The organism is Amycolatopsis dendrobii, assembly GCF_014145675.1.
Taxonomy (GTDB): Bacteria; Actinomycetota; Actinomycetes; order Mycobacteriales; family Pseudonocardiaceae; genus Amycolatopsis; species Amycolatopsis dendrobii.
Map to the genome: position 1 here is coordinate 41200 of NZ_JACGZW010000020.1, position 23551 is coordinate 64750.

Annotated in this window: 29 protein-coding genes; 12 read left to right on the forward strand and 17 right to left on the reverse strand. The window is 71.4% G+C overall.

Features of this window, described 5'->3' with window-relative positions:
- Nucleotides 1–83 precede the first annotated feature (83 nt).
- From H4281_RS40810 to H4281_RS40820, 3 genes are all read left to right on the forward strand, one after another.
- Nucleotides 84–527, forward strand: coding sequence for a hypothetical protein (locus H4281_RS40810; protein WP_246412672.1), 444 nt, complete (start codon nt 84–86; stop codon nt 525–527).
- Nucleotides 524–1180, forward strand: a complete 657-nt coding sequence (locus H4281_RS40815; protein WP_246412673.1) for an ANTAR domain-containing protein — start codon at nt 524–526, stop codon at nt 1178–1180. Before H4281_RS40810 ends, H4281_RS40815 begins: the two co-directional genes overlap by 4 nt.
- A 268-nt stretch (nt 1181–1448) precedes the next feature.
- A complete protein-coding gene (locus H4281_RS40820) occupies nt 1449–1871 on the forward strand; it encodes a DUF6292 family protein (protein ID WP_237599648.1) in 423 nt (140 codons plus the stop codon).
- A 111-nt stretch (nt 1872–1982) separates the two neighbouring features.
- Here H4281_RS40820 and H4281_RS40825 read toward each other — a convergent pair whose 3' ends face one another.
- The 15 genes from H4281_RS40825 to H4281_RS40895 all read right to left on the reverse strand — a co-directional run bounded on the left by H4281_RS40825 (nt 1983) and on the right by H4281_RS40895 (nt 13855).
- The gene (locus tag H4281_RS40825) at nt 1983–2246 is read right to left on the reverse strand and encodes a dsRBD fold-containing protein (RefSeq protein ID WP_182896203.1); all 264 of its coding nucleotides are present in this window, start codon (nt 2244–2246) and stop codon (nt 1983–1985) included.
- Nucleotides 2247–2269: 23 nt separating this feature from the next.
- Nucleotides 2270–3895 carry an NAD(P)-binding protein gene (locus tag H4281_RS40830; RefSeq protein ID WP_182896204.1) on the reverse strand — a complete coding sequence of 542 codons (1626 nt, stop codon included), beginning with the start codon at nt 3893–3895 and terminating at the stop codon, nt 2270–2272.
- 1 nt (nt 3896) lies between these two features.
- Complete coding sequence (locus H4281_RS40835) at nt 3897–4892, reverse strand: thiamine pyrophosphate-dependent enzyme (RefSeq protein ID WP_182896205.1); 996 nt, start codon at nt 4890–4892, stop codon at nt 3897–3899.
- A gap of 13 nt (nt 4893–4905) precedes the next feature.
- A complete protein-coding gene (locus H4281_RS46720) occupies nt 4906–6147 on the reverse strand; it encodes a pyruvate ferredoxin oxidoreductase (RefSeq protein ID WP_182896206.1) in 1242 nt (413 codons plus the stop codon).
- Nucleotides 6131–6721, reverse strand: coding sequence for a 2-oxoacid:acceptor oxidoreductase family protein (locus H4281_RS40845; protein WP_182896207.1), 591 nt, complete (start codon nt 6719–6721; stop codon nt 6131–6133). The genes H4281_RS46720 and H4281_RS40845 overlap by 17 nt, the downstream gene beginning before the upstream one ends.
- Nucleotides 6722–6731: 10 nt before the next feature.
- Complete coding sequence (locus tag H4281_RS40850) at nt 6732–7625, reverse strand: class I fructose-bisphosphate aldolase (RefSeq protein ID WP_182896208.1); 894 nt, start codon at nt 7623–7625, stop codon at nt 6732–6734.
- A gap of 29 nt (nt 7626–7654) precedes the next feature.
- Nucleotides 7655–8113, reverse strand: a complete 459-nt coding sequence (locus H4281_RS40855; RefSeq protein WP_182896209.1) for a DsrE/DsrF/DrsH-like family protein — start codon at nt 8111–8113, stop codon at nt 7655–7657.
- A 12-nt stretch (nt 8114–8125) separates the two neighbouring features.
- Nucleotides 8126–8443 (reverse strand): TusE/DsrC/DsvC family sulfur relay protein, encoded by a 318-nt coding sequence (locus H4281_RS40860; protein WP_182896210.1) that lies wholly within the window; start codon nt 8441–8443, stop codon nt 8126–8128.
- 15 nt (nt 8444–8458) lie between these two features.
- Nucleotides 8459–9706 carry a type III sulfide quinone reductase, selenoprotein subtype gene (sqr, locus tag H4281_RS40865; protein WP_182896211.1) on the reverse strand — a complete coding sequence of 416 codons (1248 nt, stop codon included), beginning with the start codon at nt 9704–9706 and terminating at the stop codon, nt 8459–8461.
- Nucleotides 9707–9781: 75 nt separating this feature from the next.
- Nucleotides 9782–10117, reverse strand: coding sequence for a cupin domain-containing protein (locus tag H4281_RS40870; protein WP_182896212.1), 336 nt, complete (start codon nt 10115–10117; stop codon nt 9782–9784).
- A 102-nt stretch (nt 10118–10219) separates the two neighbouring features.
- Complete coding sequence (locus H4281_RS40875) at nt 10220–10771, reverse strand: DUF2231 domain-containing protein (protein WP_182896213.1); 552 nt, start codon at nt 10769–10771, stop codon at nt 10220–10222.
- Nucleotides 10772–10825: 54 nt separating this feature from the next.
- Nucleotides 10826–11041, reverse strand: coding sequence for a ferredoxin (locus H4281_RS40880; RefSeq protein ID WP_182896300.1), 216 nt, complete (start codon nt 11039–11041; stop codon nt 10826–10828).
- 2 nt (nt 11042–11043) lie between these two features.
- Nucleotides 11044–12351, reverse strand: a complete 1308-nt coding sequence (locus tag H4281_RS40885) for an NADH-ubiquinone oxidoreductase-F iron-sulfur binding region domain-containing protein (protein ID WP_182896214.1) — start codon at nt 12349–12351, stop codon at nt 11044–11046.
- Nucleotides 12348–12911, reverse strand: a complete 564-nt coding sequence (locus H4281_RS40890; protein WP_182896215.1) for a ferric reductase-like transmembrane domain-containing protein — start codon at nt 12909–12911, stop codon at nt 12348–12350. The genes H4281_RS40885 and H4281_RS40890 overlap by 4 nt, the downstream gene beginning before the upstream one ends.
- Complete coding sequence (locus tag H4281_RS40895; protein WP_182896216.1) at nt 12908–13855, reverse strand: FAD:protein FMN transferase; 948 nt, start codon at nt 13853–13855, stop codon at nt 12908–12910. The genes H4281_RS40890 and H4281_RS40895 overlap by 4 nt, the downstream gene beginning before the upstream one ends.
- 66 nt (nt 13856–13921) lie before the next feature.
- Between H4281_RS40895 and H4281_RS40900 the strand changes: the two genes are divergently transcribed.
- The 7 genes from H4281_RS40900 to H4281_RS40930 all read left to right on the forward strand — a co-directional run bounded on the left by H4281_RS40900 (nt 13922) and on the right by H4281_RS40930 (nt 17841).
- Complete coding sequence (locus H4281_RS40900) at nt 13922–14158, forward strand: hypothetical protein (RefSeq protein ID WP_182896217.1); 237 nt, start codon at nt 13922–13924, stop codon at nt 14156–14158.
- Nucleotides 14159–14277: 119 nt separating this feature from the next.
- Nucleotides 14278–14958, forward strand: a complete 681-nt coding sequence (locus H4281_RS40905; protein ID WP_182896218.1) for a response regulator transcription factor — start codon at nt 14278–14280, stop codon at nt 14956–14958.
- Nucleotides 14955–16184 (forward strand): sensor histidine kinase, encoded by a 1230-nt coding sequence (locus H4281_RS40910; RefSeq protein ID WP_182896219.1) that lies wholly within the window; start codon nt 14955–14957, stop codon nt 16182–16184. The genes H4281_RS40905 and H4281_RS40910 overlap by 4 nt, the downstream gene beginning before the upstream one ends.
- 190 nt (nt 16185–16374) lie before the next feature.
- On the forward strand, nt 16375–16779 hold the full coding sequence (locus H4281_RS40915; RefSeq protein WP_182896220.1) for a DUF302 domain-containing protein: 405 nt from the start codon (nt 16375–16377) through the stop codon (nt 16777–16779).
- A complete protein-coding gene (locus tag H4281_RS40920) occupies nt 16776–17360 on the forward strand; it encodes a mycothiol-dependent nitroreductase Rv2466c family protein (RefSeq protein ID WP_182896221.1) in 585 nt (194 codons plus the stop codon). The genes H4281_RS40915 and H4281_RS40920 overlap by 4 nt, the downstream gene beginning before the upstream one ends.
- 2 nt (nt 17361–17362) lie before the next feature.
- On the forward strand, nt 17363–17530 hold the full coding sequence (locus tag H4281_RS40925) for a DUF8730 family Cys-rich protein (protein WP_182896222.1): 168 nt from the start codon (nt 17363–17365) through the stop codon (nt 17528–17530).
- Nucleotides 17531–17571: 41 nt separating this feature from the next.
- On the forward strand, nt 17572–17841 hold the full coding sequence (locus H4281_RS40930) for a metal-sensitive transcriptional regulator (RefSeq protein WP_182896223.1): 270 nt from the start codon (nt 17572–17574) through the stop codon (nt 17839–17841).
- Here H4281_RS40930 and H4281_RS40935 read toward each other — a convergent pair.
- Entirely contained in the window at nt 17828–18376 is a 549-nt protein-coding gene (locus tag H4281_RS40935) for a hypothetical protein (RefSeq protein ID WP_182896224.1), read from the reverse strand. The two genes, H4281_RS40930 and H4281_RS40935, sit on opposite strands and share 14 nt — an antisense overlap.
- A gap of 112 nt (nt 18377–18488) precedes the next feature.
- Nucleotides 18489–19052, reverse strand: coding sequence for a TetR/AcrR family transcriptional regulator (locus tag H4281_RS40940; protein ID WP_182896301.1), 564 nt, complete (start codon nt 19050–19052; stop codon nt 18489–18491).
- Nucleotides 19053–19431: 379 nt separating this feature from the next.
- On the opposite strand from H4281_RS40940, the gene H4281_RS40945 reads away from it, so the two are divergent.
- Both H4281_RS40945 and H4281_RS40950 read left to right on the forward strand, forming a co-directional pair.
- Nucleotides 19432–19674, forward strand: coding sequence for a hypothetical protein (locus tag H4281_RS40945; protein ID WP_182896225.1), 243 nt, complete (start codon nt 19432–19434; stop codon nt 19672–19674).
- Between the two features lie 175 nt (nt 19675–19849).
- Nucleotides 19850–23551, forward strand: a complete 3702-nt coding sequence (locus H4281_RS40950; RefSeq protein ID WP_182896226.1) for a nitrate reductase subunit alpha — start codon at nt 19850–19852, stop codon at nt 23549–23551.

Genomic DNA, 23551 nt, shown 5'->3' on the forward strand with positions numbered 1-23551 from the left:
CGGACCCTCCGGAACGGGCAGTGCGGCCCTCGTTCAGCGGAGCGTCGCGGCGGAAGCTCAGACGCAACGAAAGCGAGGCGACCATGAGCATTGACCGAATCTCCCCCGATCGCGTTCCGACGGCGCGGACGGCCGCGCTGGGGCTGCTGCCGAGCGCTCGCGTCGACGCCCGGTACGCCGAGCTCGCCGACCTCCGGCTCGCGAGCACGCTGACCGACGAAGACGCCCGGGAAGAAGCCGAGCTCGACCCGTTCGACCGGATCACCTGCCGGACGCATCGCCGCTGGCTCCACCAGTGCGTCTCCTCCCCGCACCACGCGGTGCCGGTCAGCGGCCATCGCTGGTGCCGTCCGTGCGCCCGCCCGCTCGACGCGGCGGTCGACGAACTCGCCGGCGATGTGCGCTTCTCGTGCCCGCGCTGCGGGCAGACCCCGGACAACCGAGCGACCCGGCAGCTGACCCGGGCGTGCCGCGCTAGCATCGCCGCAGCCGCCGACCGGTGGCCCGACCGCGACCTGTGCGCATGACCGCACCTCGCCGGATGCCGAAGACGAGCGAACCCGAAGCACCCGCACTGGAACCTGAGCTGCTCCGCGCTTTCGTGGACCTGGCCGACACACTCGCCGACGACTACACCCCGGCCGGACTGTTCCAGCGGCTCACCGGATATTGCGTCACTTTGCTCGGCGCGACCGCGGCCGGGGTCCTGCTTGTCGGCAGCCAGGGCGAACCCGAGATCCGCTACGCGTCCGGCGACACCGACGCGCTGCTCGGCTCGCGCCGCACCGGCGTTCCCGGTTTCGGGCAGACCATTCCGCTGGGCCTTCGCGGAGAAGCACTCGGCACCCTCGTGCTGCTCAGCCCGGAACCGCTGTCCGGGGGCCGGCTCGACGCCGCCCGCGCACTGGCGGACATCGCCTCCGTCGGCATGCTCCAGGAACGAGCCATCCGGCACGGCGCCACGCGCACCGGGCAATTGCAGCGCGCCCTCGACAGCCGGATCGTCATCGAACAGGCCAAAGGCGTGCTGGCCTGCGCCGGCGGCATTCCGGTCGACGCGGCTTTCGAGCGGTTGCGCGCCTACTGTCGCCGCAACAACCTCCGGATCGGCGCGGTAGCGGACGCGGTCGCCCGGGCCCTGCTGCCTCCGGCTCAGATCCTGCGGGACTTCGCCCGGTGAGTTCCGCCCTCGGGCCGTTGCCGCGCTGACCCGACCGCGCGTCCGGAAACGCTTCGCACACCGCACCGCCGATCCGCCGGGCGGCGCCGCGCCTTCGGTTCGTCTATCCACAAAGCCCGATGCCGGGGACTTTCGGCCCTTTCCGATGCGCCGTGCGGAGCAGAGCCTGGACTGTGTCGGCCGCGACCCGGCCGGAGCAGGCCTCTTCCCTTCGAAGCGCGCCGCGGCGGGCGAAAACAGAGATTGAGAATTGATGAGAGTCCAGCCGATGACCACCGACCACGAGTACCGCCTGCTCTGCGGAATGAGCGCCTATGTCGAAGCGGTGAGCGCCGCGGTGGGGGTCGGCCCGGAATCCTGCACACTTGACCTCGACTCGCCGATGTCGGCCTACATCGCGCTCGACGGCCAGCTGGCCGCGCATCCCGGCCGGGACACCGCGCTGATCTGGGACGAACGCCACGGCTGGTCCCTCACCATCGAAACCCACTCCGGCGAGGACCTGCTCGTCGTGGCTTGCCTCGGCGGCGAACTCGTGCCGCCGCCTTCCCGGGTCCGGGACTTCGTGCGCACGGTCAGCGCGCGGACCCAGCGCGCACCGTCGCCCGCGCCGCCCGACCTGCGCCGCGAACGGACCGATCTGCTCTGCCGTCTTCTCGACTACTGGACCCCGCTGGCCGGCTGCCGCTGACCGCTCCCTCGGCGCCGGACGCGGTCCCCCGGGGCGGAGAGAGCGGTCTCGGTTCAGCCGTCCAGCGGTGCTGGGGGCCAGTCCCTCGACCGGGCACGAAAGGTTTCCGGCTCAACGGTCCAGATGCACCGGACGATGCGTCACCCCCTCGATATCGCCCACCACCGTGTCGAGCAGCCGGTGCGCGAGCGCGCTCAACGCCCGCGCCGCGGCCAGTTCGTCGCCGATCTCGGGGACGTCCCGGTCAGCCGGATTCCGCCGCGCGGTCCCGTCGGCGGTGAGTTCGCCCGCCGCGGTGTGCAGCCGCGCGATGGCGTGCGTGCGGTCCTCCTCCTCGCTCAGGAAAACGTCCACGCTCCACTTCCTGGTGTGCATCGCCGGTCTCCTCCCGTCCGTGATCACGTTTCTTCGGGCACCATTTCGATCGCGCCGCAGGGGCATTCCTGCGCGCACATCCCGCACCCCTTGCAGAAATCCAGATCGATCTCGTAGCCGGGGTCGAGCTTCAGCACCGCGTTGTCCGGGCAGACGCCGAAACAGTTGTCGCACTGGAAACAGCTGCCGCAGGACAAGCAGCGCCGGGCCTCGTACAGCGCCGTCGCCCGGTCGAGTCCGCCGGTCACCTCGGCGAATGACGAGGTCCGCCGGGCCGCTTCCAGCCGCGGCCGCACACTCGCTTCGGCATCGCTGTAGTACCAGGTGTTGAGCACATCGAACTCGGCATCGCGCCGAGGCGGCGGTGCGGCGGGCACGGTGCCGCGGAACCACGCGTCGATCGCCCGTGCCGCCCGGGCGCCTTGGCCGATCGCCGCGGTCGCGGTGTGCTCGGACGGTGCCATGTCGCCCCCGGCGAACACCCCTGGACAGCCCGTTTCCTGGTCTCGCCCGACCTGGACGCCGCCGTGCGCGCGGTCGATCCCCGGCACGCCGTCGAGGAGGGACAAGTCCGACTCCTGGCCGAGCGCGAGCACCACGGTGTCCGCGGCCAGCTCCTCGAACTCTCCCGTCGGCTGGGGGAAACCGGTGTCGTCCAACTCCATCCGCTCGACGGTCACGCCGCCGCGGTCGACGTGCGCGATGGTCGAGAGCCACCGCAGCAGCACGCCTTCCTCCTCGGCTTCCACGACCTCCGAATCGTGCGCGGGCATGCGATCCCGGGTGCGCCGGTACACCACCACGGCGTCAGTGGCGCCGAGGCGGCGGGCCGTGCGCGCGGTGTCCAGCGCGGTGTTGCCGCCGCCGTAGACGGCTACCCGGCGGCCCAGCATCGGCCGGTCCCCTTCTTCGAGGCCGTGCAGGAGCGACACCGCGTCGAGAATGCGGGCCGAGTCCCCAGCCGGAAGATCGGCGCGGCGGCCGACGTGCGCGCCGACCGCGAGGAACACCGCGTCGAATCCGCCGTCCTCCTTGGCGGCGCGGACGTCGGCGACCCGGCTGTGCGGTTCGAACCCCACCCCGAGATCGAGAACGCGCCGGATTTCCGCGTCAAGGACGTCGCGGGGCAGGCGGTAGCGCGGAACGCCGTAGCGCAGCATCCCGCCGGGTTCGGCTTCCGCGTCCCGCACCGTCACGGCGTGCCCGAGCAGTCGCAAGCGGAATGCCGCCGACAGCCCGGCGGGCCCGGCGCCGACCACGAGCACGCGGCGTCCGCTCTCCCGCGACGGAGGCGCGACCGTCCAGCCGCGGCGGATCGCTTCGTCGCCGAGGAACCGCTCCACGGAATTGATCCCGACCGATTCGTCGAGCCGGCCGCGGTTGCACGCGGTCTCGCACGGCCGGTAGCAGATCCGGCCGAGCACCGCCGGGAACGGGTTGTCCGCCATGATCGCGCGCCACGCGTTCTCGTAACCGCCGGATTCCGCGTGCCACAGCCAGCCGCGGATGTCCTGTCCGGACGGACAGGACCGGTTGCACGGCGGCAGCAGGTCGACGTAGACCGGCCGTTCGCTGCGCCAGGCCCCGGTGTGGTTGACCCGGCTGGAGCCGACGTCGAGCGTGATCGCGAACGGCTTCTCCGGTTCCATGTCACTCGCCTCCGAGCAGGCCGAACCGGCGGATGTTGCGGTCCGCGATCGCCTGGATCTCCGCCACGACCTCCGGCCGCGGCGCATCGCCGAACAGGTGGGCGTACCGCCGCTGCGGCCGCAGGTACTCCTCGACCGGCACCCGGCGGCGGATCTTCGTCACCGCCGTCACCTCGCCGCCTTCGGCCTCGAACACCGGGAACAGCCCGCTTTCCGCGGCCAGCCGGGCGAGCCGGACGGTGTCGCGCGACGCGCTGCCCCAGCCGAGCGGACACGGGACGAGCACGTGCAGGTACCGCGCGCCGCGGAAATCCATCGCCCGGCGCACTTTCGCCTCCAGATCGCGCAGGTTCGCGACTGTCGCCGTGGCCGTGTAAGGGATCTCGTGCGCCATCGCGATCAGCGGCACGTTCTTGCCCTTGCCGAACTCCGCGCCGGGTTCCGGACCGGTCGCCGGGGTGGTCGCGGTCCGCGCGGCGGGCGGCGTCGCGCCGGAACGCTGCACGCCGGTGTTCATGTAGGCCTCGTTGTCGTAGCAGACGTACAGCACGTCGTCGTTGCGCTCGAACATCCCGGACAGGCAGGCGAATCCGATGTCGACCGTGCCGCCGTCGCCGCCTTGGCCGACCACCCGGACGTCGTTGCGGCCCTTGACTTTCATGGCCGCCGCGACCCCGGTCGCCACCGCGGGCGCGTTGCCGAACAGCGAATGCAGCCACGGGATCCGCCAGGAGGTTTCCGGATACGGCGTCGAGAACACCTCGAGGCATCCGGTCGCGTTCACCGCGACGATCCGGCCTCCGGTCGCCGCCATCGCGGCGTCGAGCGCGTACCGGGCGCCGAGCGCCTCGCCGCAGCCTTGGCAGGCGCGGTGCCCGGAGTCGAGCGAGTCGCTGCGCCCCGGGTCGGACTGCACGGTGCGGTCTTCGATCGGCAGCAGGCGGTTGCCCACCGCGAAGCTGCCGGTTTGGTAGAACTTGATCGGCTGGACGGCCATGGCCGCTCCCTCCTCAGATCCGCGAGGCGACCACGCCGAGGTCGCGCAAGAGGTTCTCCGCGGTCGGACCCGAACGGCGGTTCGCCGCGAGCCGCGCCAGTTCCCGCTCGATCAGCGCACGGTCGAGGTCAAGGAACGTCAGCGCGGGCAGTCCTTCCGCCGGGAATGCCCGGACCAGCGAAGCCTTCGTGATCGCGCGCCCGCCGAGACCGGCCACGACGGTCACCGTCTCCGGCCCGCTCCCGGGCAGTGCCGCGCGCACGTCGGCGGAGACGATCCCGCCCGACCCCGGCTCGAACGCCTTCTCCAGCACGATCGCCCGGCGCGCGTGCCCGAGCGCCGCGGCCACGTCCGCCGCCGGGAACGGCCGGTAACACGTGATGCCGAGCGCGCCGATCCGCGTGCCCGCCGCTCGCAGTTCGTCGACCGCGTCCTTGACCGTGCCCAGCACCGAGCCCAGCGCGACCACCACGGTCTCCGCGTCCTCGGTGCGGTAACGCCGGACCAGCCCGCCGGACGTGCGGCCGAAAGCCTCCGCGAAGCGGTCCGCGATGTCCGGGACCAGGTCGAGCGCGCCCAGCTGGCGGGCGTGCGCGAGGTAGCGCACCTCGGTGAACGCTTCCGGGCCGACCATCGCCCCGATCGAAGCCGGAGCGTCCGGGTCGACCGATTGCCGGGGCACATACGGCGGCACGAACCGGTCGACGTCGGCCTGCCCGGGCACGTCGACCTCTTCCCACGCGTGGGTCAGCACGAATCCGTCCATGCACACCATCACCGGGGTGGACAGCTCCTCGGCGATCCGGAACGCCTGGACGTGCAGGTCCGCCGCCTCCTGGTTGGTCTCCGCGTACAGCTGGATCCAGCCGGAACCGCGCAGCGCCATGCTGTCGCTGTGGTCGTTCCAGATGTTGATCGGCGCACCGATCGCCCGGTTGGCCACGGTCATCACGATCGGCAACCCGAGCCCGGCCGCGTTGTAGACGGCTTCGGTCATGTAGAGCAGGCCCTGGCTGGCGGTCGCGGTGTAGGCGCGCGCCCCGGCGGCGGACGCGCCGATCGCGACCGACATCGCCGCGAACTCCGACTCCACGTTCACGAACTCGCACGGTTCGAGCTGCCGGGACTTCACCAGTTCGGCGAGCGCTTCGACGATGTGGGTCTGCGGGGAGATCGGGTAGGCGCAGACGACCTCCGGCCGGGCCGCCGCGACCGCCTCGGCGACCGCGCGGGACCCTTCAATCTGGCGGCGCACTGAGCAGTTCCTCCCTTCCGGAATGGACGACGCGGTAGGCGGCCTTGGCCGCGGCGACGTTGCCTTCGGCCGCCGCACCGGAAAACCGCCCGCGGATCGCCGTGAGCACCGAACCGAGACCGATCGCGCCGGTCAGCGCGGCGAGCCCGCCGAGCAAAGCCTCGTTCGGCTTCGGCAGGCCGAGCCGGGCCAGCGCGATCTCGGTCGCCGGGACCACCGCGATCCGGTCCGGACGCAGCCGCTCGGCCAGGTCGCCGAGGCCGAGCGCGGCCAGCGGGCGGCCGGAATTGAGCAGCAGGTACCCGTCCGGGCGCAATCCCTCGAACAACCGCACCTGGTGCGCCAGCGTCGCGTCCTGGACCACCAGCGCGTCGGGATGGACAACCGGTTCGCGCGAGCGGATCGGCGCGTCGCCGATCCGGCAGAACGCGACGACCGGCGCGCCGGTGCGCTCCGACCCGAAACTGGGAAACGCCTGGGCGTGGCGGCCCTCGGCGAACGCCGCGACCGACAGCAGTTCCGCGGCGGTCACCGCGCCCTGCCCGCCGCGGCCGTGGATCCGGACCTCGAACACGCGAGCCCCCTTACTCGCTCGGGTGCTTGGCGAGGATGTCGCGCAGCGCGGACACGAACCGCAGGGATTCGGCGCGCTCGCGCTGCCAGACGTTCCGCCCGAAGATCAGCCCGGTCGCCCCGGCCTCCATCGCCGAACGGGCCTTGTCGAGCATCGCTTCGTCGCCTGCCCTGCCTCCGCCGGACACCAGCAGCAACGTCCGGCCCGCCGAACGCACGACCGAGTCCATCGCCTCCTGCACGGAAAACTGCCCGGCGTAGTTCACCGGAACGCCCTCGGTCTTCTCGGGGTGCGGGTAGTTCACCTTGACCACGTCCGCGCCGAGTTCCGCGGCGGTGCGGGCGGCGTAGTCGACGGCGTAGAACGAATCCCGCCCGCCCTTCGCCTCGATGGCGCTGCCGCGCGGATACGCCCAGACGATCAACGGCATCCCGAGCCGGTGCGCGTCCGCCCGTACCTTCCGGTACTGCTCGAAATCCTTGTCCTGGACCGGAGTCCCGACATACAGCGTGTACCCGACCGCGTCCGCGCCGAGCCGGACCGCGTCCTCGACGGTCGCGTGCACCGGCGACAGCGCCTCGGCGTCGGACGGGATCTCGGTCTTTCCGTTGAGCTTCAGCACCAGCGGAACCTCGCCGGCGTAGTCCCAGTAGAACTTCTCCGCGAGACCGACCTGGAGCACGATCCCGTTGAACCCGCCCTCGATGGCGAGCTGGACGATGTAGCGCGGGTCGGCCGCGCCGGGGTTGGCGAAGAAGTCCCGCGGGCCGTGTTCCAGCCCTTGGTCGTACGGCAGGAAAAAGGCGGTGCCGTTGCACAGCCCGTGGTCGTGCAGGATCCGGTGCAGCCGGGCCTTCTTGCCGGTGCCGAGGCCCAGTTCGCCGAGCCGGGGACGAGGGTGCATGGTTTCCTCCCTTGATCGTCGCGCGGCGCTCAGGTGAAGATGATCTGCCCGCCCGCTGCTCTCTCGTAGAATTCGCCGACCGTGATGATGTCCCGCACCTGTTCGATCAGATCGTCCTTTTCGAGACCGAACAGGTCCACCGACGCCTTGCACGCGTACAACCCGGCCCCGGTGTCGGAAATCATTTCGAGGAATTCCGGGATGGCCGGGATGTCGAGCTTCTCCATCTTCCGCTCGAGATACTGCGTCATGACCGACGAGACACCGGGCAGGCCGCCCGCCCAGGTGGCCAGGTGCAGGCCCGGATTGCCGACGGTCGCCAGTTTGATGTGCTCGTGCCGGGCCTTGTGCACGGCGTCCAGGCCGAAAAACGTGAAGAACAGATCGGCCTCGATGCCTTCCGCGCGAGCCCCGTTGGCCATGATCAGGCCGGGGTAGATCGCTTCCAGCGAGCCTTTCGAAACGATGACGGAGACTTTTTCGATCATGCCGGTTCCTCCTCAGATGCAGCCGCGCGGCTTCGGAATTCCGGCGATTTTCGCGGCGAGTTTGGCCGGGCCCTTCGGGAAGAGCCGGTACAGGTCCTTGATCGAGACGCCGGAAGTCCGCCCGAGTGCCCGCACGGTCGGGCCGGTGCCTTTCTCCGCGTATTCGCTCCGCATGAACTCGATGACCTTCCAGTGCTCGGCGGTCAGCGGGTCGATGCCGGATTCGCGGGCGATCTCCGGGGCCATCTGCTCGGTCCAGTACGCCGGGTCGGTGAAGAAACCCTCGTCGGTCACAGGCACTTCGGTGCCCGCGTAGGTCGCGGTGGGCATGGGCGTCCTTTCCGGTCAGTGCTCCGCGGGAGCCGGGAATTCCTTGCCCGCGGCGGGCATCTCGGCGGCGATGCCGGGGATTTCCCGGCCGGGCAGCAGGCTGTGCCAGTACAGCCACGAGAACATCAGCTTGCCGAGATGGTTCAGCCGCGACTCGCGCAGCAGCGGCAGTCCGGCCGCCGCCGGGAAATGCCCGGGCAGCGGCTCGGTGTCGTAGTTGAAGTCGATGAGCATCGCCTTGTGGAAACCGCTCTCGATGAAGCAGTTCGTGTGCCCGTCGAATCCGGGGTCGAGCGGACGGCCGGCGAGGTACCGCGCGACGTTGCGCGCCAGCACCGCGCCTTCGAAGTGGGTGACCGAACCGGCCTTGGAGGTCGGGACTCCGGCGGCGTCGCCGAGCGCGAAGATGTCCGGGTACGCCGTGGACTGCAGCGTGTGCGGATCGACGGAGACGAAGCCGAACTCGTCGCCCAGCCCGGGCGAAAGCTCCACATAGGACGCTCCGCTGTGCATCGGCACCACCACGGCGAGATCGAACGGGACCTCGCGGCCGTCGTAGGAAACCAGCCGCCCGCCCGCGCCGTCGACCTCGCCGGTGTTGAACTCCGTCACCAGCTCGATGCCCTTGTCCGCCAGCAGGCCGGCGAGCGTCTTCGCCGCCACCGGCTTGGTGAACGCGGAATCGAGCGGCGTGACATAGGTGATCCGCACTTCGTCGCGGATTTCCTGTTCGGTGAAGTACCAGTCGGCGAGGAAGCAGAATTCCAGCGGCGCGACCGGGCACTTGATCGGCAGGTCGACCACGTTCACCACGAGATGCCCGCCGGTGAACTCGTCGAGCGCGGACGCGAGCGCCATCGCCCCGGCGTAGTCGTAGAAGGTGTGCACCGTCTCCCGCCAGCCCGGGCCGGTGAGTCCCTCGGTCTCCTCGGGCACGAGCCGGGCGCCGGTGGCGATCACGAGCGCGTCGTAGAACAGCGTCGTCCCGTCCGCCAACCGGACCCGCGAGGCTTCAGCGTCGACGTGGTCGACCGCGCTGCGGTGGTACTCGATCCCCCGGCGCAGCTGCCGCGGCCGCGACCGGACGAGGTCTTCCGGCTGCGCGAGAGCGAACGGCACGAACAGCAGACCCGGTTGGTAGACATGCTCGTCGTCCTGGTCCACCACGGTGATCCGGACCTGCTCGCCCAGTCCGCGCCGCAGCCGGTTCGCCGCCAGTGTCCCGCCGGTTCCGCCGCCGAGAATCACGATGTGCTTGCTCACCGCTCCAGTCTCGAAGCGGCGTGCGGGCCCGGTTAGGGTCTTCGGTCACTCGCGGAAGCGACCAAGGAGGGCCGGTTACCGCAGGGCGACGGTCAGCAGCACGACCGCGTCTCCCAGCGCCTGCAGCCCGTGGCGTTCCGGCGGGACGACGGCAAGCTGCCCGCGCTCGAGCGTCCATTCCGCGTCCTGGGTGTGCAGCCGCACGGTGCCGTCGACGACCTGGAGCGTGGCCGCGGGCGGCGAGTCGTGCTCGGCCAGTTCGGCTCCGTCCCCGAGCGCGATCAGCGTCGCGCGCTGGGAGGTTCCGGACACCAGCGTCCGCGCGGCCCGCCGTGATCCGTGCACGCGGGCTTCGGACAGCAGTTCGGCGGCCACCGCGTCGATCGAGGACACTGCCGGGTGCTCGGGCATCGCATTTGCTCCCTCCGTTGCGGGACCGTCGGCACGGCACCCATCATGCCCGGCTTCGGGCAGGCGGAGAAGATCGCGCCGCCGACCAGCGGGATGCCCCGGTCAGCGTTCCCCGCGAGGGGCGGCGTTTTCGCTGAACTTTCCCTGCCAGGAGGCCTGCGCACCGGAATCGCCGATGCGGTAAACGTCGTAGACGGCAGCACCGGCGGCCAGGATCGAGAGAACCGCGAGCACTGCCGTGACCTTCGTCGACGCGGGCGCGAGATAGGTCTTGCGTCCCGCGGCCGTGGCGACCGCGGCGTCGTCTCCCGCGACCTCGGTGTCAGCCTTCTGGTTTTCCCGCTGCCGCCACCACACCACGAGCGCGAGCACCGCGACGGGGATCGCGACCCAGAGCGCGGTGTCGCCCAGTTCGGTGTGGTCTCGCAGCAACGGGGTCCGCGCGACCCGGCGCTCGAGCCATTCGCCGGCGTCCGTGGTGATCGGGACCATGATCACCACGAGCACGGCCAGCACCGCGTTCGGGCCGGCGAGCTTGCCGCGGGCTTTCGGCCAGACACTGCTCAGCACCAGCAGCAGCGCGCTCAACGGCAGCAGCACGACAATCGCGTGCACGAGCAGGATGTGGGCGGGCAGGCCGTTGAGGGTCGTCATGATGTCCTTAATGTGGTGGAGTTTCGCAATTCGGTGAAGATCCGCGAAGCGTGCTTACTTTCGCACAGCGCTCGCGGTCAAACGAAGTGCCAGTGCCGGGCAGGCGGCGACGGCCTGGCGCGCGTCGGACAGCACCGATCGCGGTACGGGGCTCTCGACGAGAACGGGATAGCCCCATTCGTCGAGGTCGATCAGTTCGGGCACCAGTTCGGCGCAGATTCCGTGGGCGCGGCAGGCGATCGGGTCGACCCGGAGCTGCCGTTCGGCCATCGTCACGTCCACTCTCCGCTTCGGTTGTTCCAGTTCGGCAACGGCAGCGCGGGGTGCGCTGCCCACGCGCACGGACGCCCGGCGAGGTGGGCTTGCCGGTCCTGCGCGAAACACCGCAGGGCGCTCGCGGCCAGCCGGACGGCGCCATCGGGATGGGCGCACGCGCCGCGTCCGGGAATGACCGAGAGCCGGTTCCGGAGCCGCTGCCCAGCCTGGGCAGCGGCCCGGCCACCGAGGACAAGAGCGGTGAAATCGTCGGCGATGGCGGGAAGGCCGAACATGCACGGACCGCATTGCCGCGCTGACTCCCCCGCCAGATAGCGCAGCACCCGGGCAGTTTCGGCGAGGCCGCAGGCGTGCGCGGGCAGCACGGTCAGCGAGGCTACGCCCAGTGTCGCGCCCGCCGCGCGAAGGTCCTCTGCGGACAGTCGGATGCCTGCTGCGACGGGCGCGGGCAACCAGGCTCCGCCGTATCCGCCGAACAAAATCGCCTGGGGCGGTTCGGCCGGTCCGCCTGCCTGGTCGAGAACCTCCGTGACCGGAGTGCCGAGCGCGGCTTCGTACACCCCGGGCCGGGCGACGCCGCCGCCCACGGTGACCAATGTGGTGCCAGGCGATTCCTGGGTTCCGCAGCCGCGGAACCACTCCGGGCCGTAACGGGCGATCAGGGCGAGATGAGCGAGAGTTTCCACGTTGCCGATCAACGTCGGACGCCCGCGCACCCCGTGTTCGAAGGGACGGGGCGGTTTCGCGGTCGGCCGGGCGTCGCCGGTCTCGAGGAAGTTGACCAGCGCGGATTCCTCGCTGGATACGTAACGGCCGGGCACCTGCACCAGTCGCAGCGGGATCTCGCCGCTGGGTCGTTCGGCCAGTGCCTCGGCAACTGAAGCGGCGAGCGGATCGTCGCGGTGCACGCACAGGATGATCTCCTTCGCGCCGGTCGCGAGCGCGGCGAGGACCGCCCCGTCAAGGGCGAGGTGCGGCGCGACGGTGAGCAAGGCGTGATCCTTGCGGCTGACCGGTTCTCCTTCGCATCCGTTCGCCACGACGACCGGACGGCGGCCCCGGGCGACGGCGCGCAGTTTGCGTCCGATGGGGAAACCGGCCCCGCCGCGCCCGCGCAGGCCGGAGGCGTCCACTGTGGCCAGCAGCCGCGCGCGGCCGTTCCGTCCGGCGTAGTGCTCGACGGGCAGCGCGCCGTACCGGGCGCGGTGCTCGGCGAATCCGGCCGGCCGGCGCGAATCCAGCCAGCCGGCCAAGAGCCGGGCCGGAGACGCCGAGGCCGCCCGGGGCGAGCGCGCGATGGTCATCGCAAGCCGCCCAGCGTTCCCCGGCGGGCCTCGGTGTCGGGGTGCCGCACAGTCGCGCGCCACACCACGGCCGCCGCCGCGGCCAGCACGCAGGCCGCCACTAGCACCCGGACCCAGGTCAGCCGAGAATCAGCGCCGCCGATCTCGAACCCGTGCACTACGGCGGCGGGCCACGACAGATAGGCCGCCCAGTGAATGGCTTTCCAGATCCTGGCGCTGATTCGCGGCCGAAGCAGGCTCGACACGAGCACTGCGCCGAGCAGGTCGAACGCGATGGCTCCGACGCCGAGCGACACCGGGTGGTACGCCGAGACGAACGGGACCACCACGCTGATCCATTGGAGGCCCGCGTAGGTGTCGATGATCGCCGTCGCGATGTGCAAGATCAGGAAAGCGAGCGTGACCAGGGACAGGTTGCGGTGCAGGGCGGCCACGGCGAATCTGGGCCACCGCGGCGACGCGAGCCGGGCGCTGGAGAGCGCGCCGAGAATCACCACCGCGGTGAACAGCACCAGCGCGGCCAATCCCGTCGCCCGGCTCACGTACCACAACGCGTTCACGCCGAAGCCTCCTCGTCGGGGTCCGGCCAGCCGGCGACGCGGACGACGTGCCCGTCCAGTGCGACCAGGCGGGCGGGCAACCGGCGCTCCGCCAGCCACGCCGGCGCCTGGTCGCCGAGGACGACGGCCGCGGTGCTGGCGGCGTTCGCGTCGGCGCACGTGCCCGCGGCGACAGTCACGGTCCGCCAGCAGGAACCTGGCATGTCGCCGGTGCGCGGATCGACGATGTGGTGCACCGTCCGCCCGGCGCGCCGCCAGGTGCGGCAGACCGTGCTGGAAGTGGCTAATCCGCCACTGGCCAAGGCGATCACGGGGTCCCGGCGGGGATCGACGGCGGCGTGGTCGTCGCCGACCGCCACCTGCCATCCCCGCGCCGGTGCGGGACCAGCGACCGCGATGTCGCCGCCGAGCCCGATCAGCACCCCGCAGCCGAGTCGACGCGCCACGAGGACGCTGGCGCGATCGGCCGCCCAGGCTTTCGCGGTGGCGCCCAAATCCAGCCGCACGCCGTGCGGCACGACCACCTCGCGCCGGGGCCAGTCCGCGGTGATCCGCCACCAGCCCGGGGCCTCGCCCGCGGGCCGGACCGGCGCGGCGAGGTCGCGGGCGATCGCGGCGAAGTCCCGGTCGTAGCCGACGTCGCACACGGCCTGGCCGACCGTCGGGTCGACCAGCCCGTCGGTCGCGCAAGCGGCGCGCAACGCCACCTGCAACGCTTCGGCCAGCAACGGGCTGACCCGCACGGGAGAACCGGCGCGCCGGTGCAGCGCGGCGATCTCCGAATCGTCCCGAAACCGGCTGCATGTCTCGTCGACAGCGCGCAGTTCCGCCCGGAGCAGATCCGTCGCCGCGAGCAGGCGGTCCGGGTCGGTGACCATGAGCTCGGCGGTGGTGCCCAAGGCACGGAACCGCGTGCTCGCGATGGGTTCGGCGGTCGCGGTCATGAGCCGCCCGAGCGCGCGGCGGCGCGGTGCCGGCGCCCAGTCGCCGGCAGCTGGGCGGGCGGAGGGATGACGGGCGGCTCGGTGCTCTCGGCGGACGTCGGCGGAGCCATCGACGTCGAGGAGGCGGCCGGCGGGGCGGGCGATGTTTCGGCAGGCGCCGGAGGGCTGGGGTCCGCGGTCGCTTGCTGGGCGAGTGTCACACCGAAGACCGCGGCCAGCGCCGCGCCGCCCAGTCCCGCGGTCCACGTCGCCACCGCGGCGTTGCGACGGCCGCGGACACGGGTCCGGATGCGCTGCCGGTGATTCACGCGGGTCTCCTTCGGGCCGGAACGGACTGGTGCCAGTCTCGGCGGCAGTCCTGGGGAAAATCTGGGAACCGGGCCGCGGATGCCGCGCGCCGCCCGGGCGGGCACGATTGCGGGATGGACACCGCACCCCGCGGCTCCGGCCGGGTCCTGCTGGTCGAGGACAACGCCGAACTGGTCGCGCTCCTGACCGAGCTCCTGTCCGACGAGGGCTACGAGGTCGAAACCGCCGCGGACGGGCATCGCGGCCTGCATCTGGGCCTGGTGCGCCAGTACGACGTGGTGATCCTGGACCGGGGCCTGCCCGCGCTCGACGGACTCGACGTGCTCGCCCGGCTGCGCGGCAAGGGCGTCACGACGCCGGTGCTGGTGCTTTCCGCGCTCGGCAACCCCGCGGACCGGGTCGCGGGCCTCGACGCCGGCGCCGAGGACTATCTGCCCAAACCGTTCGATGTGGACGAACTGCTCGCGAGGGTGCGCGCGTTGCGCCGCCGTCACCTCGACGTCGCGCGAGTGCTTCCGGTGGGGTCGATGCGGCTGAACCTGGACACCCGGCAGGTGGAGCCGGGCCCCGAGGGCAGCCCGGTCCGGTTGTCCGAACGGGAATGCGCGCTGCTGGCGACCCTCGCGGGACGGCCCTCCCGGGTCTTCACCCGGCGCGATTTGCTCAGCCTGGCCTTCCCCGAGGCCGACAGCGAGGCAGTCGTCGACACCTACGTGTCGTATGTGCGCCGGAAGCTCGGCCGTCCGGTGATCGCGACGGTCCACGGGCGCGGATACCAGCTGGGCGCGCCATGAGCCGGGTACCGGCTTCGACCGAGGCGCGGCTGCTGCGGCGGGCGACGTGGCGGCTGGGTCTCCAGGTCGGGCTGTCCGTCGCGGCGATCGTCGTGCTCCTGTCGGGGCTCGCGGTGTTCATGGTGCTGCGAAGCCAGCAGGACGACGTCACCACGCTGCTGCAGCAAGCCGTTTCGCAGGCCGACGACGTGCAGGATCCGCCAGCCGGGGTCTGGCTCGCGATCCAGGGGCCGGGCGGCCTGACCGCGACGCCCGGCGCCCCCGCGGTCCTGCCCGACCGGGCGGCGCTGGCGAACGTCGCCGAAACCGGGGTCGCGCGAACCGACGAGGTCCGCGGCGGCGGGGCCGTCTACCAGGTCTACACCCAGCGGCGGGACACGCAGCTCGTGCAGGCGGGGCTGGACCTGCGGTCCAACAACGACGAACGCGAGCGGCTGCTCGCCGCCATGCTCGTCAGCGGCGGCTTGGGCCTGTTGCTGGCGGTCGGCGCGGGCGTGTGGCTCGGGCGGCGCGCGGTCGCGCCGATGGCCACGGCGCTGGGCATGCAACGGCGGTTCGTCGCCGACGCCAGCCACGAACTGCGCACCCCGCTCACCCTGCTGTCCACCCGCGCGCAAGTGCTGCGCAGGCATCTGCAACGCGGCGATTCCCGCGAGCGGCTGACCGCCGAGGCCGACGGAGTCGTCGCGGACGCCGGCCATCTCGCCGACATCCTCGAAGACCTGCTGCTGGCCGCCGACGTCCGCGCGGACGGCCTCACCACGACCCTCGACCTCGTGGACCTCGCCGCGCGGGCAGCCGCCGCCGGAACCCCGGCCGCGGCCGAACGCTCCGTCCTGATCGAGGCGCGCCCGACAGTTCCGGCGCTGCTCGTGCGCGGCACGCACGGCGGCCTCCTCCGCGCGGTGACCGCGTTGGTCGACAACGCCGTCACCCACGCCCGTTCGTCGGTCGCCATCACGACCCGGCGGGCCGGAACCACCGCCGTGGTCGAGGTTTCCGACGACGGACCCGGCATCGACCCCGCCGTTTTGCCCGGCCTGTTCGAACGCTTCTCCTCCACCCGCGCCGGCACCGAACCCTCGCCGCGCCGCCATTACGGCATCGGCCTGGCTTTGGTGAGCGAAATCGCCGAACGACACGGCGGCCACGTCTCCGCCGGGACCAACCCCGACGGCGGGGCTTTGCTGACCCTGACCCTGCCGCTGGCCGATGCCGGGCAGTGACCGGCGACCCCCGACAGCACCGCATTTCACCCCGCCGCGAGGCCGGACCCGTTGCCGCAGAACATCTTTCCCGCCGACGACACCGACTCCTGAATCCGGCAGCCCCCGCCTTCCCCTGCTTGACAGATACCCCCGGGGGCATGTGCAATGCCCCCGGGGGTATTGTGAAGGAACCGGGAAAGGAGTTGCCGTGCAGCTGAGTTTGTCCCGCACCTACCCAGGCGCGGGTTTCGACGACGTGCTGGCCAAGACGCGCGCCGCGCTCGCCGACGCCGGTTTCGGCGTGCTGACCGAGATCGACGTGCAGGCGACCATGCGCGAGAAGCTCGACGAGCGGATGGAGCGCTACACCATCCTCGGCGCGTGCAATCCGCCGCTCGCCCACCGCGCGCTGACCGCGACCCGCGAGATCGGATTGCTGTTGCCCTGCAACGTGGTGGTCCGCGAGCACGGCGCCGGCGGCGCGATCGTCGAGGCGGTCAATCCCGCCGTCATGGCCGAGGTCGCGCCCGAGGCGGGCGTCGCCGAGGTCGCCGCGGAAGCCGCCGCACGGCTCGAATCCGCACTCGACGCGCTCGACCGGGAGCTGACATGACCGGCGTGGTGCTCTACGGGGATCCGGTCTGCCCGTTCGCCTGGCTCGCCTACCGCTGGCTCGCCGACGCGGAAACGGAGTTCTCGGTGCGGCCGATGAGCTTGGCCGTGCTCAACGAGGGAAACCCCGTGCCGGAATCGCACCGGCAGCGGATCGAGGACTCGCTGCACGCGGGCCGGGTCCGCGCCGCGATCGAGGACCCGGCCGCCGCCGCCCGCTTCCACATCGCGCTCGCCCGCCGCATCCACGAGCAGCGGCAACCGGTCAGCGACACGGCCCTCCGCGCCGCCCTGCGCGAAGCGGGCCTGCCGGAAGACCTTGCCGGCCAAGCGCATTCGACCGACGCGGACCCGGCCGTGCACGACGCACACCAGGCCAGCCAGGACGCGCTCGGGGAAACCGGCGGCAGCCCGATCACCGAGATCGACGGCCGCGCGTTCTTCGGCCCCGTGCTCACCGAACTGCCCTCCCCCGCCGACGGACGCGCCCTGCTCGACGCCCTGCGCACGACCGCCGCCGTCCCCGCGTTCGCCGAACTCCGCCGCCCGCGCACCGGCGCGCCGACGATTCCGGAAGGATGACCATGTGCCGTCCCGTTCCCTGCCGCACCTGCGGCAACACCACCTGGTCCGGCTGCGGCCAGCACATCGCCCAGGTCAAAGCCGCCGTCCCCGCCGGACAGTGGTGCCCCGGACACCCCGCCGAACCACGCCCGCCGCGCTCCTGGCCGTGGCGCAAGAACCGCACCTGACCACCCGAGAATTCCACCGGCCGCACAGGGAGAGACCAGCCATGATCGGCGACCAGGACACCGTCACCCAGGTCCGCAACCGGCTCCGCCGCGCGCAAGGCCAGCTCGCCGGCGTCATCTCGATGATCGACGAAGGACGCGACTGCAAAGACGTCGTCACCCAGCTCGCCGCCGTCTCCCGCGCGCTCGACCGGGCCGGATTCAAGATCATCGCCAGCGGACTGCGCGACTGCGTCTCCGGCGACAGCGAAGGGAACGAGGCCGCCATGACCGAGGAGCAGCTGGAGAAACTCTTCCTCACGCTCGCCTGAGCCGTGCGTCCCCGGCCCGGCCGAGACGGATCGCCGAGACCAGGAAGAAGATCCCGCCCAGCACCGCGTATCCGGCCACGGCGGCCAGCGACGGGTCCGCCGCACCGGCGCCGAGGATGAAGTTCGCCCCGGCCAGCACCGAGATGCCGCCGCTGAGGATCATCGGCCACTGGCCGCCCATGCCGCGCCTGCCGACCGCGACGATCAGCTGGACGAGACCGGCCACGATCGCCCAGGCGCCCCACACCCGCAGCACCGCCGGGACGCCGGACGCGCTGGCGATCGCGAGGCCGATCCCTGCCAGCAGGCTGATCGCGATGTTCACGTACAGCCCGGCGGCACGGGACGAGCGCGCGTCCACGACCGCGGCGGCGACGTCGAACAGCGGATACCCGACGACGAGCACGACCCCGATCGGACCGAGATGCGACTTCGCCGTGAGGAACAGCAGCGCGGCCCAGACGATCGCGAAGGCGAATCGCACGAAGTAGAGCCGGCGCAACGGGGTCGCGGTTGGCTTGTCGATGGTGGCCACGAGGATCCTTCCCAAGCTTAGGTAGAACGAACGTTCTGTCTACCTCTGAGCCTGGCGGTGCGCCCGGGCCGCGTCAATGCCGAACGGTCTTTCCGAAGTCTTACGGCAGGAGTTACGCGGAGCCGAGGCGATGCCGCAGGATGCCGTCGACGCCCTGGAGGAACGTCTCGCCGACCTCGGCCGAGTCCGTCAGGCAGCCCGACGCCATCGCCCCGTCGCGCAGCATCACGAAATGCCGTCCCGCGGGCTCCGGCGCGGACGGGCCGATCTGCGCGAGCAAGTCCGTGACTGTGCGGAGGAACCACTCGCGGTGCGCCAGGACAGCTTGGTGCACGGGATGTTCGGGGTCCGGGTACTCCGCGGCCGCGTTCAGGAACGCGCAGCCGCGGAAGTGCGCCGACTGGATGCTCTCGGCGATCAGTTCGGCGACGGCGCGCAGGGCGTCGGCCGCGGACGGATTGCCGGCGAGGATTTTGCCGATCCCGTCGCGTTCCATCTCGGAGACGCCCCGCAGATACGCGACGACGAGGTCTTCCTTGCCGGGGAAATGCCGGTACAGCGTGGCCCGGGTGACCTTGGCCTCCGCCACGAGCCGGTCGATGCCGACCGAATGGAGGCCTTCGGCGTAGAAGATCCGGGTCGCGGTCGCGAGCAGCCGCGACCGCGCCTCGGACACCGGGATCTTCTGCACCACAACGGCAACGCTAGCAGAGAGAACGGGCGCTCCCCCGGTCTCGGCGCGGCCCTTCGTCCTTCCCCGCGAGGACATTGCGCCCTGCCGGGCGTCGGCCGCGGGAAGAAGAATCGAAAGTGCGAGAGCCGCTCGCGTGCCTCCCCGACGAATCGGCAGCGGCGCTCTCGCCTCGAGCGGTGGCGGCGGCACGGGCTCTTCCCCTCGCCCCCCGGCCCCGCCGCTGCCGCCGCTCCCTGCCGAGGCCGCCGGTTTCGCTTGCACCGCAGTCAATCGGCGGGGGGCAGCGGTCTCGGCCGCGCGGCTCCGCCCGCGGCATCGTTGAAGCAGCAGCCCGCTGCTTTCCTCCGGAAAGGAGGACGACATGGTTCGTCGCACCGCTGATCCAGGACCTGCCCACCCGGGCGGGTTCCCCGCCGGTTTGCGCGTACGCGCGCACGGCGGCCAGTTCGAAGGCATGACCGGGATCGTCGTCGACCGCACCCCCGATCTGCGCCCCGGCTCGGTGTGGGTGGAATTCACGCCCGGCCAGGCGCGGCTGGTGCCCGGATACCGGCTCGAGGCCGACCAGACCCCTGACTGCCCGATGCTCGGCATCGGCGCCTAGCTCCCGGCCGATGCGAAAGGGCCCCGCCGCCCGAGGCCGAAGGTCACTTCGACCCGTGACGTAGGCCTGGTGAACGGTCCGCACCGTTCGCCGAAGCTGGGTGGCGTACGGCCGGCACCCGGGTGGTGTCGCAGCGGGACAGTCCCGCCGGGCCGGACCGCCCGAAGGAGTCGCCTTGCCTACTCGACCAGTGCCCGCCGACGACCGCGTTCCCGGGCACGGACCGCTGCTCGGCGTGCGGCGGCTGCTGACCAAGGAGACCGTCGGCGACCACGGGCGGACCCTGCACCAGATCGACGCGAACGCGTGGGAGTCGTTCTACCGCGACCGGTGGAGCTACGACCGCGTCGTGCGGTCGACGCACGGGGTGAACTGCACCGGTTCGTGCTCGTGGAACGTCTTCGTCAAGGACGGCCTGATCACCTGGGAGCACCAGGCGACCGACTACCCCGGCACCGGGCCGGACAGTCCCGACTACGAGCCGCGCGGCTGTCCCCGGGGCGCGTCGTTCTCGTGGTACGAGTACTCCCCGTCGCGGGTGCGCCATCCGTACGTGCGGGGTTCGCTGCTCACCATGTTCCGGGCCGGGCTGAAGCGGTTCGGCGACCCGGTCGCGGCTTGGGCGGACATCGTCGAGGATCCGCGCAAAGCCGAGGCGTACAAGGGACAGCGCGGCCGCGGCGGGTTCGTCCGCGCCACTTTCGACGAAGCGACGACGATGGTGGCCGCCGCGCACGTCTACACCACCAAGACCTTCGGGCCGGACCGCGTGGTCGGGTTCTCGCCGATCCCGGCGATGTCGATGGCTTCCTTCGCCGCGGGCACCCGCTACCACGCGCTGCTCGGCGGCACGCTGCTTTCGTTCTACGACTGGTACGCCGACCTGCCGGTCGCCTCTCCGCAGGTCTGGGGCGACCAGACCGACGTGCCGGAGGCAGGCGACTGGTGGAACTCGACTTACCTGGTCATGTGGGGTTCCAACATCCCGGTCACCCGCACCCCGGACGCGCATTTCCTGGCCGAGGCGCGCTACCGCGGCACGAAGGTGGTCGCGGTCAGCCCGGACTACGCCGACAACGTCAAGTTCGCCGACGACTGGCTGGCCCCGCACCCGGGCACGGACGGAGCGCTGGCGATGGCCATGGGGCACGTCGTGCTCGCCGAGTTCTTCCGCGACCGCCAGGTCCCCTACTTCACCGATTACGTGCGGTCCTGCACCGATTTGCCGTTCCTGGTGACGCTGCGGGAACGAGAGCCGGGGGTCTACGCCACCGACCGGTTCCTCACCGCCGCCGATCTCGGCGACGACGGCGAGGGCGCGCGGCACAAGACCGTGCTGCTCGACGACGCCACCGGAAAACCCTTGGTGCCCAACGGATCCCTCGGTTTCCGGTACGGCGCGGGGGGCGAAGGCCGGTGGAACCTCGATCTCGGCGACGTCGTGCCCGCGCTCGGCGTGCTCGACCACGCCACCGGCCAGGTCGCCGTCGACCTCGCCCGCTTCGACGTCGGCGAGACCGAGGGCGGCGGCACCATGCGCCGCGGCGTTCCCGTCGTGCGCATCGGAGACCAGCTCGTCACCGGCGTGTTCGACCTGCTCATGGCGCAGTACGGCGTCCGTCGCGGCGACCTGCCCGGCGAATGGCCCGCCTGCTACGACGACGCCGAAGCCCCGCACACGCCTGCCTGGCAGAAACGGATCACCGGCGTGCCCGCGGCGCTGGCCGCCCGGATCGGACGCGAACTGGCGCGCAACGCCGAGCGCAGCCGCGGCCGGTCGATGATCGCGCTCGGCGCGGGCGCGAACCAGTGGTTCCACTCGGACATGACCTACCGCGCGCTGATCGCGCTGGTCACCCTCACCGGCTGCCAGGGCGTCAACGGCGGCGGCTGGGCGCACTACGTCGGCCAGGAGAAGGCTCGGCCGCTCACCGGCCAGCAGCACCTGAGCTTCGCCTTCGACTGGCAGCGCCCGATGCGCCATCAGGCCGCCACGCCGTTCTGGTACCTGCACACCGACCAGTGGCGCTACGAGAAGGTGCCCGCCGACGAACTGGCTTCCCCGCTCGGAGAAGGCAGGCTGGCCGGGATGTCCTTCGCCGACACCGTCGCGGCCGCGCAGCGGATGGGCTGGTCGCCGGGCCATCCCGCGTTCGACCGCAACCCGCTCGACCTCGCCGACGAAGCCGCGGCCGCCGGGGTGAGCGCGGCCGAGCACATCGTCGGCGAACTGCGGGCGGGACGGCTGCACGCGGTCGCCGACGATCCCGACGACCCGGCGAACTTCCCGCGCTGCCTGACCCTGTGGCGGGCCAACCTGCTCGGCTCGTCGGGCAAGGGCAACGAGTTCTTCCTCAAGCACCTGCTCGGCGTGGATTCCCTCGCCTCGGCGGACGAATGCGGCGCGGACGAACACCCGCGCGACGTGCGATGGCGGAACGACGCGCCGACCGGCAAGCTCGACCTGCTCACCGCTGTCGACTTCCGGATGACCAACACCGGCTTGCACTCGGACATCGTGCTGCCCGCCGCGACCTGGTACGAGAAGCACGACATCTCCACCACCGACATGCACCCCTTCGTGCACGCGTTCTCCCCCGCCGTCGATCCGCCCGGGGAGGTGCGCACCGACTACGACGCGTTCCTGGCGCTGGCGGACAAGGTCAGCGAACTCGCGGTCGCCCATCTCGGCACCCGCCGCGACGTGCTGGCCGCGCCGTTGCAGCACGACACCCCCGACGAACTGGCCACGCCGTCCGGGCGGGTCCGCGACTGGGGCCGCGGCGAATGCGAACCGGTGCCGGGCGTGACGATGCCGAAGCTGATCGAGATCGAGCGCGACTACACGCTCCTCGGCGCCAAGATGCGCGCGATCGGCCCGCTGCTGGACGAACTCGGCACCACGACCAAGGGCATCACCGTCGACGTCGCCCCGGAACTGGAGTACCTGCGCCGTCGCAACGGCGTCGTCGCCGACGGTCCGTTCGCCGGGCGGCCGTCACTGTCCACAGCGGACCGGATGTGCGAGGCGATCCTCGCCCTCTCCGGCACGACGAACGGCCGGGTGGCGCACGAAGGCTTCCTCCAGCTGGAAAAGCGGACCGGGCAGCCGTTCGCCGACCTCGTCGAGGGCCACGAAACCGAGCACGTCACCTACGCGGCCACGCAACAGGCCCCGCAGCCGGTGATCACGAGCCCGGAATGGTCCGGTTCGGAAAAGGGCGGCCGGCGCTATTCGCCGTTCACGATCAATGTCGAGCGCCGCAAGCCGTGGCACACCCTCACCGGGCGGCAGCAGTTCTTCGTCGAGCACGACTGGGTCGCCGAACTGGGCGAGCACCTGCCCGGCTACCGGCCGCCGCTGAACATGGCGCGGCACTTCGGAAAACCCGGCGAACTCGCCGACGGCGGCGTCACCGTCCGGTTCCTGACGCCGCACGCGAAGTGGTCGGTCCACTCGATGTACCACGACAACGAGCTGATGCTCGCGCTGTCGCGCGGCGGGCCGGTGCTCTGGATGAGCGTCGAGGACGCGGCGAAGATCGGCGTCGCCGACAACGACTGGGTCGAGGCGGTCAACCGCAACGGCGTGCTCGCCGCCCGAGCCGTGGTCAGCCACCGGATGCCCGAGGGCACGGTGTTCCAGTACCACTCCCCCGAGCGCACGGTGAACGTCCCGAAGACCGAGAAAAGCGGCCGAGGAAAGGGAAAGCGCGGCGGCTACCACAACTCGATGACCCGGCTGCTGATCAAGCCGACGCATCTCGCCGGCGGGCACGCCCAGCTGACCTACGCCTTCAACTACTACGGACCGATCGGCAGCCAGCGCGACGAGATCACCGTCGTCCGGCGGCGCAGCCAGGAAGTGGAGTACTGA